Origin of the sequence: Desulfosporosinus cupriresistens (genome assembly GCF_001707885.1) — a bacterium.
Classification (GTDB): Bacteria; Bacillota; Desulfitobacteriia; order Desulfitobacteriales; family Desulfitobacteriaceae; genus Desulfosporosinus.
Map to the genome: position 1 here is coordinate 18,069 of NZ_MASS01000019.1, position 13,905 is coordinate 31,973.

The 13,905-nt window shown below is 42.0% G+C and carries 11 protein-coding genes; 10 read left to right on the forward strand and 1 reads right to left on the reverse strand.

The annotated features are described in order from the left end of the window. Positions 1-13 precede the first annotated feature (13 nt). From DSBG_RS09670 to DSBG_RS09695, 5 genes are all read left to right on the forward strand, one after another. The gene (locus DSBG_RS09670) at positions 14-1,261 is read left to right on the forward strand and encodes a DUF445 domain-containing protein (RefSeq protein WP_068963968.1); all 1,248 of its coding nucleotides are present in this window, start codon (positions 14-16) and stop codon (positions 1,259-1,261) included. Continuing rightward, complete coding sequence (locus DSBG_RS09675; protein WP_068963970.1) at positions 1,258-2,580, forward strand: DUF445 domain-containing protein; 1,323 nt, start codon at positions 1,258-1,260, stop codon at positions 2,578-2,580. Before DSBG_RS09670 ends, DSBG_RS09675 begins: the two co-directional genes overlap by 4 nt. 273 nt (positions 2,581-2,853) lie before the next feature. Continuing rightward, the gene (locus DSBG_RS09680; RefSeq protein ID WP_068963971.1) at positions 2,854-4,083 is read left to right on the forward strand and encodes an ammonium transporter; all 1,230 of its coding nucleotides are present in this window, start codon (positions 2,854-2,856) and stop codon (positions 4,081-4,083) included. Positions 4,084-4,135: 52 nt separating this feature from the next. Continuing rightward, a complete protein-coding gene (locus DSBG_RS09685) occupies positions 4,136-4,474 on the forward strand; it encodes a P-II family nitrogen regulator (protein WP_068963974.1) in 339 nt (112 codons plus the stop codon). Between the two features lie 846 nt (positions 4,475-5,320). Continuing rightward, on the forward strand, positions 5,321-5,575 hold the full coding sequence (locus tag DSBG_RS09695; RefSeq protein ID WP_068963978.1) for a hypothetical protein: 255 nt from the start codon (positions 5,321-5,323) through the stop codon (positions 5,573-5,575). A 261-nt stretch (positions 5,576-5,836) separates the two neighbouring features. On the opposite strand, the gene DSBG_RS09700 is transcribed toward DSBG_RS09695, so the two are convergent. Further along, the gene (locus tag DSBG_RS09700) at positions 5,837-6,493 is read right to left on the reverse strand and encodes a hypothetical protein (protein WP_068963979.1); all 657 of its coding nucleotides are present in this window, start codon (positions 6,491-6,493) and stop codon (positions 5,837-5,839) included. Between the two features lie 198 nt (positions 6,494-6,691). On the opposite strand from DSBG_RS09700, the gene DSBG_RS09705 reads away from it, so the two are divergent. From DSBG_RS09705 to DSBG_RS09730, 5 genes are all read left to right on the forward strand, one after another. After that, the gene (locus DSBG_RS09705; RefSeq protein ID WP_068963981.1) at positions 6,692-8,440 is read left to right on the forward strand and encodes a two-component system sensor histidine kinase NtrB; all 1,749 of its coding nucleotides are present in this window, start codon (positions 6,692-6,694) and stop codon (positions 8,438-8,440) included. A 223-nt stretch (positions 8,441-8,663) separates the two neighbouring features. Then, positions 8,664-9,281: an ATP-dependent Clp endopeptidase proteolytic subunit ClpP gene (gene clpP / locus DSBG_RS09710; RefSeq protein WP_009617372.1), complete on the forward strand. Its 618-nt coding sequence runs from the start codon at positions 8,664-8,666 to the stop codon at positions 9,279-9,281. A gap of 484 nt (positions 9,282-9,765) precedes the next feature. After that, positions 9,766-11,487 (forward strand): methyl-accepting chemotaxis protein, encoded by a 1,722-nt coding sequence (locus tag DSBG_RS09720; protein WP_068963985.1) that lies wholly within the window; start codon positions 9,766-9,768, stop codon positions 11,485-11,487. A 507-nt stretch (positions 11,488-11,994) separates the two neighbouring features. Then, positions 11,995-12,879 (forward strand): UTP--glucose-1-phosphate uridylyltransferase GalU, encoded by an 885-nt coding sequence (gene galU, locus DSBG_RS09725; protein ID WP_068963988.1) that lies wholly within the window; start codon positions 11,995-11,997, stop codon positions 12,877-12,879. Between the two features lie 214 nt (positions 12,880-13,093). Continuing rightward, positions 13,094-13,828 carry a hypothetical protein gene (locus DSBG_RS09730; protein WP_068964034.1) on the forward strand — a complete coding sequence of 245 codons (735 nt, stop codon included), beginning with the start codon at positions 13,094-13,096 and terminating at the stop codon, positions 13,826-13,828. The last annotated feature ends 77 nt before the right edge of the window (positions 13,829-13,905 follow it).

Genomic DNA, 13,905 nt, shown 5'->3' on the forward strand with positions numbered 1-13,905 from the left:
TAGGTGAAAAATTATGGCCAAAAGAATAAATAATACTCGGGTTGCTAATCTCACCCTGGGGGGGATTACCCTAGGATTTTTAATAAGTTATCCTTTTCATGGGAGTTTTGCTGGCGGACTCATCTCAAGTGGATGTAGCGCGGGAATGATCGGGGGGCTTGCCGATTGGTTTGCAGTGACAGCGCTCTTTCGGCGGCCTTTAGGAATTAGATCAGGCAAAATCCTACGAACGGAAATTATTCCCCAGAACCGAGACCGAATTTTTGCTGCCTTGGCAGATATGGTACAAAATGAATTACTGTCGCAAGACCTGCTTCAGCGCAAGCTATCCGCTTGGGATTTTTCTGGAGTACTCATTAGGGTCTTTGGCAAGCAGGAGGTTAAGCTTGCTGTGGGTCTCTTACTAACGGATCTCGCTGAGGATATGGTTAACCATGTGGAGCCGGAGAGGCTTAAACGACAGATTCAGGGCTTACTTCAAGAAAACATAGATAATTTGAATCTTTCGCAAACTCTTGCTGAAGTTATCAGATTTTCAGTGGAACACGGAGATGTCGACCAGCTATTGAAGGTCATCTGCCAGGCTAGCTACGAATTCGTGGATCAGATTGAAGTCAGTGATGCCCTAGAGGATATGATGGAGGCTGCCTTGACACGATATGGGGAAAACAATCCTGCTCGGAAACTGGTCGAAAAGTTTCTGCCAGCGCCCTCTGTTCTGGCGCACGGTCTCCAAGAAAAGGTCAAAACAGCATTACAGGACGGTACAGTTGAGCAGTGGCTGAAGGATTCCTTGCTTCGCTTTGTCGTGGAACTCAAGACGAAAGCTTCACTTCAAGAAAGGGTCGATCGGTTTTTCCTTACTGCCGTAACGAGAGTATTGGAAAACAGGAAAGTAAAGGACCAAACGGCCGCGTTATTGAGGACAAGCTCGGAAAAGTTGCCTGCTATGCTTGAAACTATAAGTGCTGATTTACGAGGCAACTGGGACGAATACCTTGGGAGATTAGAACATAATCTTGACCTTAGGCTGAAAGTGGACGAAGAGGTTAAAAATATTCTTCAAAAGCGGATTGGTCAACATCATAATGTAATCGGACGAATGGTTCGTGAAGGTCTGGACCCGCTGACGGATGATATGCTAGTTGAGCTGATTGAGGACAAAGCTGGTAATGACCTGCAAATGATTCGGATTAATGGGTCAATCGTAGGCAGTTTGGCTGGAATGTTGATCTACTTGCTCGGGATGGTGTTACGATGAACTATCATAAAAAAGCAAATATTACTTTAACCGTCGTTTTCCTCTTTTTCATAGGTGCGGCAGTGCTAGAATATATGAGTCCCAAGGTGTTTGGGATCAGGTTAATATATTTTGTCTCGGAAGCAGCTTTAGTTGGTGGAATCGCTGATTGGTTTGCGGTAACGGCAATTTTTAAAAAACCGTTGGGCTGGGGTTATCATACTGCCCTGATCCCTCGAAATCGTAAAAAGGTGATTGAAGCCGTAGCGAGCATAGTGCAGACAGAATTGCTGCGCATGGATGTAATTCGTAAGAAAATCGAGAGGATTTCATTTGTTGATGGACTCTTTCAATATGTCGAGAGAGCAGGTGGGTCGGTTTATCTAACTAACAAGACTTTGGCCTATCTCCGTCGTTATGCAGAAAAACAGGAACCGGCCCAGCTTGCTGAGAGCTTAGCAAAGTTCCTCCGCAGCGGTGCCAAGACTTGGTACTTGGCGCCAAAGGTGCAAATCCTGAGTGAGTGGGCGTTAGCGCATGGATATATCGATCAAGGGCTTGACCTATTAGCTGAAAGATTGTGGGATAAAGCCGCTGACGAAGAAACTCGCTTGGTTATTCTGCGTTACCTTGAGGAAGTTAAAGAGGAAAAAGTAAGCAATGGGGGGTCAATATTTCGCACCTTGATGGGATTTATGGAAATGTCCGACGGCTTAAACCTCGATGAAGCAGCAGATGCTTTGCAAGTAGAGCTGCTTTTAACCTTACGAAGATTAAGAAACCCGACGGATTCATTGCGTGACAATCTCAGGGATGCTTTATTGGAAGGGATAGTTAAATTAAACTCTAATTTCCAATTTGTGGCGCAAGCTGAGCAGTGGAAGGAGGACTTATTGTCAGAAGAGTTGTTAGAGGAATTTTTAGAAACGATTCTTCGCGCAGCTCTGAACGTCGTTGCCGCTCCTTTAACTTCTTCTGAACCAAATGAATTCTATCATGTGGTTCAGTCTTTCGTAGATCGATACTGGGTTAGTATCAGGGATAATCCAGAACTTCGGGAGAAAATTAATATGTTCATTGTGGATACCATATGTCAGGTGATCCAAAATGAACATGACATGATCGGTTGTATGGTTAGAGAGACTCTTGAAGCATATACAGATCGAGATCTAAATCAATTTGTTGAGGACAAGGCGGGTAACGATCTCCAATGGATCAGGATCAATGGCTCCATGATCGGAGGGGTTGTGGGACTTATTCTGTTTTTGTTCTTAGATTTTGTCTATACCCCCTACATCACGCCAGCGTTTATGAACTTTATTACACAAATTTCTCGCTAAGCTAGAAAAACAAGAATATGTTCTGGTTTCCTCCGATGTGAATATCTAAATTTAGCGTAAGACTTATAAGTTAGAATTCACAGAATTCGTATACAGGATTCCTTAAAAAAAACTATTGCAAAACCGTTCATCTTCGTGCTAGAATACCAAACATAAGGTGTGCACAGCCTATGACCCTTGGGTAGGAAAAACATGAAAGCAAAGCAATGGCGCTTTGAGGATACTCGATAAGAGTAGCTCAAAGCGCCATTTTTTTGAAGAGGAGGAATTAGTATGGATACTGGAGATACAAGTTTTATTATGATTTGCACAGCACTAGTTTTTCTTATGACACCCGGTTTAGCACTTTTTTATGGTGGTATGGTGCGTAAAAAGAATGTTCTCAGCACTCTCATGCATAGTTGGATTGTCATTGGCCTTATGTCTTTGCAGTGGATATTGGTGGGATATACATTGGCCTTTGGGCCAGACATTCATGGCTTGATTGGAGGCCTAAATTGGTTGGGATTAAATGGAGTGGGAATAGATCCTAATCCTGATTACGCAGCAACCATTCCAGCGATCGTTTTTATGGCTTTCCAAATGATGTTTGCAGTCATCACCCCCGCTTTGATCAGTGGCTCTTTCGCAGAACGGATGCGTTTTCCGGCATTTATTGCTTTCGTGTTATTGTGGGCAACGTTTGTTTATGATCCTTTAGCCCATTGGGTTTGGGGTGTCGGTGGTTTCTTAAGGACTCTTGGAGCTTTGGACTTTGCTGGAGGAAACGTGGTGCATATCAGTTCGGGATATTCAGGATTGATAGTAGCTTTGGTCCTTGGCAAGCGTAAAGGGCTTGGTAAAGAATCAATGGCGCCGCATCATATTCCAATGACCGTATTGGGAGCAGGTCTCCTCTGGTTTGGCTGGTTTGGGTTTAATGCTGGAAGCGCTCTGGGTGCGAGCGGGTTAGCTGGTATGGCTTTTGTGAATACTAATACGGCTGCAGCTGCAGCTGCAGTAGCCTGGGCAGTGGTAGAGCGTCTTCATCGAGGAAAATCCACCATGCTTGGCGCAGCCAGCGGTGCGGTTGCCGGATTAGTAGCCATAACCCCCGGGGCAGGATTTGTAACCCCACTCTCCTCGATATTCATTGGCCTAGTCGGTGGTATAGTTTGCTATCTAGCCATCAGTATAATAAAAGCAAAATTCGGCTATGACGATGCGTTAGACGCCTTTGGATGTCATGGGATTGGTGGGACATGGGGAGCCCTGGCAACTGGGATTTTCGCCACTAAAACCATCAACCCGGCCGGTGCAGATGGGTTGTTCTACGGAAATGCTTCACTTTTAGGGATCCAAGCCTTAAGTGTTTTGATAACAGTGGTATTTGCTGTCGTGGCAACGTTTATTATTTTGAAAGTGATAGGCTTAGTGATGAAACTTCGTGTCAGTGAGGAACAGGAAGCAATCGGTTTGAATTTGTCCTTACACGGAGAAGAGGCTTATCCGGATTTTATCTAATTCAACTAGTACTATAGTTTAGAAAAGGCTAAATTTCATGGGGAGGGTGGATATGAAGAAGATTGAAGCGATTATTCGTCCGGGAAAACTGGACAGCCTGAAAGATGCGTTAGGCACTCATGGAGTCAATGGTTTGACGGTGACCCAGGTAATTGGTTGTGGCAAACAGAAGGGGCAGACTCAGGTTTATCGTGGCGTAGAATATAACGTGCATCTTATTCCTAAGGTGAAGGTCGAAATTGTAGTCATGGATCAATACGTAGAAGAGGTGATCCAAGTCATTACGAAAGTGGCGCGAACTGGGGAAATCGGAGACGGAAAGATTTTTGTGTCTGCCGTGGAAAATGCGTATACAATAAGAACGGGAGCCACAGGAGAAAACGCATTGTAAATGTGAAATAATCAGAGAATTATGCTAAACAGCTATAAGAAATCCGTTATCCCATATTACTGGGATAGCGGATTTTTTTATACTAGTCAGAAAGTATAACTTTTTGTTTCATACTTTCTGGAAGGTCCTTTCTCACCATCCTGCAAGAAAGGTTAATACGTGCGAAGACCGTGTCTTCGGGTTACAGGGACACTCGGCCATCCTTGGCCAGCGCATAAGTGAAACTAGGGCAGCCGCCTTCGCCAAGGCTGCAAGAAGGCTAATACGTGCGAAGACAATGTCTTCAAGAAGGGTTAATACGTGCGAAGACAGTGTCTTCGTGGGCGCCAGCCAAGTTTTCTTTATAGTTGTCGCAGCCGATGGTTAATCAAGGCAATTATTTAGATCTAAATGATTTGAAAGAAATGAACAACTATAAAAACCGTAATTAATGGAAAAATGTGGAACAATGGAATTAATAAAAGCGTATGATGTATTAAGAATGAAAGGGGGATTTAAGATGGCATTTGGAGCTGGTGTAGTACCTGGCGGTGGAGTAGGTGCTGGTATCGCGATTGTAGTTGTAATTATCTTGCTTCTTATCGCGATGGGCATTGTATTCTAAACCTTCAGAGCCCTAACGTTTTATTAAGCTAAAATTAAAAGGAGGTATAAGGATATGTACGGATATGGTGGCGCTTGCGGTGGTTTTGGTGGGGGATCGTGTGTAGGTGCAGGGATTATTGCGATCGCGATTTTAATCTTGATTGCTTTAGGAGTTATCTTTTAAGAAGGACTAAGAAAAGGGTGGGCTCCTAAATAGGAGCCCATTTTAAAATACATTAATAAAGAGGAGGTGCGTTGAAAATGCCGTTGGGACGGTTTAATCTCTATAATAATCAAAATATGCCGCGAAATCCTTTGCCTATGCGAGGTCTGGAACGTTTTATGCAGAGACGGGGAATGAATTTTCCAGCAATGTATCCGGGTGGGACATTCCAACAGCCAAACCCACAGGCAGGAGTTGGAAATTTATTAGAGACCCAGAATGTCGAAGCTCCGCCACAGAAAAGTGAGGGAATAAAAGGATTTTTAAGTCGTTTTAGTCGTAAACCAAAGTGAAAAGGCCTATTGGTCAGTTCCTGTTCATTTTCTTATAAAAAGAATATGAGTCTAAAAAAGAGTTTAAATATCGGCAGGCTTAATTGCTGGTTTTAGACTCTTAGCTTTTTTCTACATAGCGGCGGTCAAAACATATAATTTAAACTTAACTATCAAGCTGAAATAACTGAAATACTACTAAATCTATAACAATAGCTTTGTAGTATTTCAGTTTGCTTTGTCAAGTTTACGATTTCCGGACTTGGCAAGACCATTTTTATACTAATGTTGAACAAGAAGAAGTTGAATTCCTGTCGCCATGGTAAACAGATAAAAAGATATTTCTGTGGCGATCAAAGCACGTGCAGTTACATTAGCCGGTAGAATGTCGCCTAAACCCGCAGTTGCAATCGTTGTTGTGCTTAAATATAAAAAAGAGAAGAGCTGGTTGCAAAGGTCATCTCCTATGTCACCTTTAAAACTGGATGGGAAAAATCGATAAAGAAGAAGGTAATCTGCAGCGAAGAGTAGGATAATCGAAACAAGGGCTCCCACGACAGGATAGAGTAGATGATCGTGAGGGGTTTTAGAGTTCGTAATGATATGAGAAATGCAAAAAGAAACTGAGACTGTAGAACCAATAGCATACCCTACAAGAGTAAGTTTAAAAAGGGTCCCTTCAAAGCGTTCAATTGAATGATTGTTGCCTGAGAAGAGGCTCAGGAAAAGAGCCCCAGCTGCTCCGAGGAGCGCGGGAGATAGAGATCTCCAATACTTCAGGTCAAGACCTTGGTTCGAAGGAAAGATCTGAACATGGAGAGGGGCACAATTATGCGCGTTAGAAACAGGGGGCTTATACCCCTGAATAAAGCTTGGGCTTAATGGATAGGTTCCAAAATAGGGCGGATAATGGGGAAGTTGCCCCTTGCTTTGATCCACGTCTGTATCGACCACCTTCCAGGGGATGGATCTTAATAATACCAGTATATTCAAGAGGGTGAATAGGGTTAAGCAGATTATGCGTACTGTATAGCACTAGAAACGCTTTTGCAAATAAAGAAGGATTATCGGGAATTTTGGAGAATTAAAGTTTAGTAAATATTGTTTCCATTAAGAAAGTGGAACAGGGTGTGAACGATGGAGTTAATTAAACTAAACAGAGCTGATTTACTGGGAGAACTTGAGGAAGAATTCTGGAAAGGTCAAATTTATACGAATTTTCCTCGCCTTAGGCTTTTAGCTACGCTCCTTCTTATTTGTGATATAATCCTTTTATTTGTGGATCATGGTAATTATCAGAAGGGTCTATGGCTGAGTACACCGGGTTATAAGTTATTATTTTATTCACATCTTGGATTAGGTGGAGGCATGCTATTATTTACCGCTCTCTATTGGAATACTAAGCTCCCTTCTGCTGATGATGTGAAATGGATACATAAAATTTATGAGAATTTCTTTGCTTTTTTTTGCTTGTTCATTTGTACGATTACTTCTGGGTGGATTGATCAGCTAATTCATGGACAATTGACGGTATACATCTTAGGGTGTTTTGTAATTGCGGTGTTCTTTAACCTAAAGCCGAAAGTGAGCATAGGAGTTTATGCCATTTCTTATTTGATTTTAATATTGGAAATAACACATCAGCAACCTAATGTAGATGTTCTAAAAGGTCATTATATCAATGTGTCCTTGATTATTATAATCGCTTGGTTTTTATCGTTTACGCTATATAAATTTAGAGTTCAAGAATTTTTTAATCAAAGTCACTTTGAGTGGTTGGTTAAAGAACGAACGACAGAATTGGAAGGAATAAACCAGCAGCTCATCAAAGAGGTCGGAGAACGTAAGCAGATTGAAGAAAAGGTCCTACGACTAGCATCAATCGTTGAATCGACAGATGATGGAATCATAGGGATGACCCTTGATGGAATTATTATCGACTGGAATAGAGGAGCAGAGTGCATTTACGGGTACACTGAAGCGGAAATTATAGGGGAGCCGATTAAAAAAATAATTCCTCTCGACAAACAGCTTGAGTTTGATAAAGTTTTACAAATTATTTTTCACGGAATGCCCGTGACACATTATGAAGCAATACGTCAAAGGAAAGACGGAAAGTTTATTCATGTTTATTTGACGGTGTCACCTATTAAGGGTCATAATGGCGAAATTATTGGTGCCTCAACAATTGTCAAGGATGTTACTGCACAAAAGAAGTTGGAGAAAGAAATGACACGGATGGATCAGATGAACCTGGTCGGTGAAATGGCGGCAAGTATTGGTCACGAAGTTAGAAATCCGATGACAACCGTCAGAGGCTTTTTGCAACTCATCCAGGAACATAAAAGTTTCGATAAATACAGCGATTATATTCCTCTCATGATAAGTGAACTTGATCGAGCGAATTCAATTATTACTAAATTTCTATCGATAAGTCGTACTAAAACAACAGAACTCGCTCTGCATAATCTGAATGATATTATAGAAAGCATCTTACCGCTTGTTCAAGTTGATGCCATTCGTGGCGACAATTTAGTAACTGCTGAATTAGGAATACTCCCGGATTTACTCTTAGACGAAAAAGAGATTCTCCAGATGATCCTCAATTTAACGCGAAATGGGCTGGAAGCAATGGAGGAAGAGGGGTCTCTTGTAATAAAAACCCTATTCGAGGACAATGAAGTGGTCTTAGCCATACAGGATAAAGGGAAGGGCATCGCACCAGAAATCATGGATTCATTAGGGACTCCTTTTTTTACTACCAAGGAGAAAGGCACAGGTTTAGGTTTGGCTGTATGTTATGGAATCGCTACCCGGCATAACGCTAAAATTAAGGTGGGAACCAGCCCGAATGGATCGACATTCTTTGTCAAGTTTAAGGTCTAGATCGATTTGCATTGAGAGCTCCTGAAGGGTACAATATGCCATATATAGAATATTTTATGGTTTCTTGGCCAAGCTTTTTAGAGTGATGTAAAAGTAGAACTTATTTTCTCGATAAAAAAATTTGACCTTTACTGACCATTGTACTAAAATAAAGTTAATCGGTGAGAATATACTAAGTTGGATTGCAGTAATAAATAATAAAGACGAATAGGGGGAATTATAAATGGGTTATCTAGTCCCAATGGTCGTTGAACAAACCAATCGTGGGGAGCGCTCCTACGATATTTACTCGCGTCTTTTAAAAGATCGTATTATCTTTCTCGGGGGTGCAATTGATGATGATGTGTCCAATCTGGTTGTAGCCCAAATGCTTTTCCTCGAAGCAGAAGATCCAGAAAAAGATATCAATCTATATATCAATAGCCCCGGTGGTTCAATCACAGCTGGAATGGCCATTTACGACACCATGCAGTATATACGCTCGGATGTCCGCACGATCTGTATTGGGATGGCAGCTAGTATGGGGGCATTCCTCCTTACAGCGGGTGCAAAAGGGAAGAGGGTTGCTCTTCCTAACTCAGAGGTTCTGATTCATCAGCCATTGATTGGTGGTCACGGACTTTCTGGACAAGCGACCGAGATTGAAATTCATGCTAAACAGTTGCTCAGAACCAAGGCAAAGATGAATAAAATCCTTTCGGAAAGAACTGGCCAGCCATTAGAGAAAATTGAGAAAGACACAGAGCGGGATTACTACATGACTGCCGAAGAAGCAAAAGAATATGGTCTAGTCGATCAGATCTTAGAGAAGTTGGAACCTACTAACGAAACCAAGAAGTAGATAAGTGAAAAGAACAAAAACAAACTGCGAGAGTTTTTAATGGCTCTTGCGGTTTGTTTTTTTATAATTATCAAAAAGTATAACTTCGTCACATACTGTAAGAAAGTTAACACGCGCGAAGGCAGTGTCTTCTGTAGCATAAGTGCAACTAAGGCGGCCGCCTGCGCTAAGGCTGCAAGAAAGTTAACACGTGCGAAGACTGTGACTTCGTGGGCGCCAGCCAAGTTTTCTTTATTGGATAAAAAATTTCGACAGGAATATTCATTTTCTATGTCGAAATACATATTTTAGGGCAGTAATATATCGTTCAGCTCAATAGTCTAAATGCACGGTGAAACTTTAATTAAGAACGGTTAATAACTAGTGATTAAAAAATATAAGAACATAATGAATAACCTATTTAGAGTGAAAACATATGGATTAGATTTCTGAAGAAGAACTATTATTCAAGTTAGGCAATAATTCGTTTAAAGGAGTGAAAGAGATGAATTTAAGAAATAGGAGACTTGGAGTCCAAGTCACGGCCTTAATGATGTTTATTGCTTTGGCAGCAGGCGTCGTAGGAGCAATTGGGATCTATGGTATGTCCCAAATGCATAATGCTTCGGATCAGGTTTATCAGCAGGATGTGGTTCCCATGGACTTACTCTCACAGATGCATTTTGATGCTCAGGTCTATAGGACAAATGTTGTCTTAGCTGTTAGCGCACGGAATCCTCAAGAACGTCAGAATTTCTTGAATAAAGTAGATCAGAAAAAGGATTCAATGATAGCAGAGACTGCCAAGTTCGAAGCTGTTTCAAGGTCGCCAGAAGAAGATGCGTCATGGAAACAATTTAAAACCGCCTGGAATGATTATGTAGTGTCATCTCAAGTTACGATTCAAGATTCTATAAATGGAAGAAGAGATGAAGCTTTAACCAATATGTATGAGGTAGACGGACCTAAAAACCAGTTGGCGGGAGATATTATCCAAAAGATGGTTGACTCTAGATTGGATAGAGTGAATACGCACAGTACAGAAACTACGAGTCTGATCTTCAAAAAAGCCTCGTTTGTTTCGGTGATCCTTGTCATAATTGATGTCTTAGTTAGTATTGTCATCGGCTGGGTGTTAAGCCGGGCTCTCGGCAATATGATGCACCATTTGCTGGTCAATGCCAACGAAATCGCTGCCGGGGATATTGCTCGGAAAAAGAAGGCCCCTTGGAAAGCGTGGAACCATGAAGGAGTAGAATTACATAAGGCCTTCGGTGATATGGTTCTCTCTTTGAGGGGCACAATGACAAAAGTAGTCGACATGGCCAATCAAGTAGCACAAACCGCTCAAGAGATGCGCCAAGGTGCCGAACAATCAGCTCAGGCCGCTGAACAAGTTGCGACATCGGCGACCGAAATGGCGACCGATGCTCAAATGCAAGTTAAGGAAATGACAGAGAACCATGAACGGATGAGCTTAGTGATTGATGAGTTAAAGCAGACTGAGCAGCACGCCGGAAAAGTAAGTCGTGCATCCAGGCGTTCTGCTGAACTTTCTAGCGATGGAAATCGTGCCCTTGGACAAGTGGTTAATCAAATGGCTGAAATTGAGAGTCAGGTCCACAGTTTGAGCCAGGTGATTGGAGAAGTGGATGAAAAATCAGAGGAGATCGCCAAAACGGTGCAAATTATCGACAATATTGCGCAACAAACGAATCTCTTAGCATTAAACGCGGCAATTGAAGCGGCACGTGCTGGAGAAAATGGCCGGGGATTTGCTGTTGTGGCAGAGGAAGTCCGTAAACTTGCCGAGCAAGTTCAAACGAGCTTGGTCGATATTTCTCAGAGAGTACAGGAAATGCAACAGGCTTCGCGGAGCGCTCATCAAGGGATGAAAACTAGCGTGGATAGTGTAAATCAAGGTAGTGCTTACTTAAAAGAGATCGCCCATCAATTCACTGTAATTCTTGATTCTGTAGAAGAAAGTGCTGGATTAGCCCAAGATATTGAAGTTACTGTTCAGAAAGTCCAACAAGACGGGGAACAAATTAAAGTCGGTATGCAAACGGTTGTGAATCAAGCCGAATCCACCTCAGCAGGCACTCAAACTACAGCTGCTGCCGCCGAGGAACAAAACGCTTCTGTCGAAGAATTATTTGCCTCTGCAGAAAGCCTAGACGTTTTGGCCAAGGATTTAAAGCAGTTAATCTCGCACTTCAAGATTTGAGTCTAAGTAAATCAAGAAACGTCTAAGTTTTTTCATGGATTTAGTATGGTTGGACTAAGTTCAAGCATGCATTACCTATCCAGGTATGCTTTGGAAGGGGATGTGTGAAAACTCAGTCTCCAAAATTTCAAGTGGTTACAACAATCAATAAGCGTCCTCATTTCACTATTAAAGTGGAGTGAGGACGCTTGTGTTTTGATGATATAGAAGCAAAAGTGGGGATGTGAAAAATATAGTAACAAGTTTTAGCACAGCCCCTTTTATTGTAATTTCTTACAGTTTTCTTTGACAAACAGCAGGTATAGATATATAAATGTCGAAAGAATACTTGTTAGCTTATAAAGGTAAAGGACTCTCTTAGGGATGGGCAGGAAGTCTGGGCCCATGAAAAGGACCCACAAAAGTTATACTTTTCAATTGTATAGGTAATAGGCGAATTAGTTGAGTTGTTTTTATATATACATAAAAGGTAAAAATGAATTGTAGTATTAAAAGGAGAGTAGAAAGATGCGTAAAATTCGTAAAGCAGTGATACCAGCAGCCGGTCTGGGAACTCGTTTTTTACCAGCAACGAAGGCTCAACCGAAAGAGATGTTGCCGATTGTAGATAAACCAACCATTCAATATATTGTTGAAGAGGCTATTCAATCCGGGATTGAAGACATAATTATAGTTACAGGTCGCAACAAACGGGCCATCGAAGACCACTTCGATCGCTCGATGGAACTAGAGGGGTTCTTGGAAAAAAACTCCAAAGATGAACTTTTGGATTTGGTGCAAGATGTTGCTCGTATGGCAGATATTTATTACGTTCGACAAAAAGAAGCGTTGGGTTTGGGACATGCGATTTATAGTGCCCGAAAATTCATCGGTAATGAACCGTTTGCAGTTCTGCTAGGTGATGATGTCATCTATTCTGAAGTGCCTGCTTTGCGCCAAATGATGAATCATTATGAGCGTTATGGAGCAAGTATAGTTGGGGTCCAGGAAGTTCCGCTGGAGGATACGTCTAAATATGGGATCGTTGATGGTGAAAAGTTTGCCGATCGACTATATCGAGCGAAGAATATGATGGAGAAACCTCGTTCGGAAGATGCTCCGGAGACTCGCTTAGCCATAATGGGTAGGTATATCTTAAATCCAGAGATTTTTAATATCCTGAGCGTTCTTCAGCCAGGCAAGGGTGGCGAGATTCAGCTCACGGATGGGATTAAGGAATTAGGTCGCTATCAAGAAATCCTTGCTTATGAATTTGAAGGTCGGCGCTATGACGTCGGAGATAAGCTAGGCTTTGTGGAAGCGACGATTGAATATGCATTGCGCCGAGGGGATCTTTCGGACGAGCTTATGAATTATTTAAAGGCTTTGGTTCTAAAATTTGAAATTGACTGAAAGAGACGAAAAATTTATTTGGACAATGCTGCTTGATTTTCGCGAAATTTATGTACCGAAAGGAATCTCTTAGCATTTCTCAAAAATAGAGGACGGAAAATGGGCCAAGCTCTACAGCAAAAGTGACAAGCTTCTCTCCTAAAAATTGGTAAAATACTAACGTACCAAAATACAAAAGAATTTTTAAGGAGGGAAGAGATCAATGAAACCACTGATGCCAATGGACAAAAAGAGGATAGCTACCTTAGCTGGAACGTTGGTTCTAGCTGGAGCTGTAGTTGCTGCAGGGGTTTATGGCCCAAGTGTCTGGAAAGTTTTTAGGCAACAAAGCTCCATCACTGACTCGGTAGTCATTCAATCCCCAGCCGTTGATGGTAATACGGCAATTGATGGAGCTAAAGAAACGGTGCTGCCTGACGGCACAGCGCCACCTGAAACCGTCGCTCCGACAGCGACAGAACCCAGTACGATTAACCCGCCCCCTCAAGTCAATGCCGGTTCCAAAAATAAATATAGAGAACCGGACACCAGTCAAATTGACTTAGCCCCATCTGTGGCCACGTACTTCGGCGAAAATGCATTAAGCAATGATGCTAAAACATTAATCTTTGGCGCCGCATGGAACATCCACGAATATGTAGACGGTTATCTCTATGGGCCGGCTGCGGGCCCTCAGTTGAATGAAGAAGATCTTAAGAAGTATATTGTGTTTCATAAAACCTTATTGGACAAGCAGTTCAAGAATGAAGCGAATGTTTCTAAAGCAGTAGCACTCACAGGCTACTTAGATGTGCTTCTAAACAGAGGAATTGATGCGTATGATTCAAAGGATAAAACACGGATCGAACAGTTCCACCAAGAAATTCATGATCTAGATGCGCATCTCATGCGTAATGAAGTAAATTCAAAAATCTACGGGGCGACGCCGTTTGCAACCAAACGGACATAATTCAGGCATTAGATGACGTAATGTAAATAGGAATGAAATGAAGCTAAGCTAGAGTATTGAAGGCGATAAGAAATACG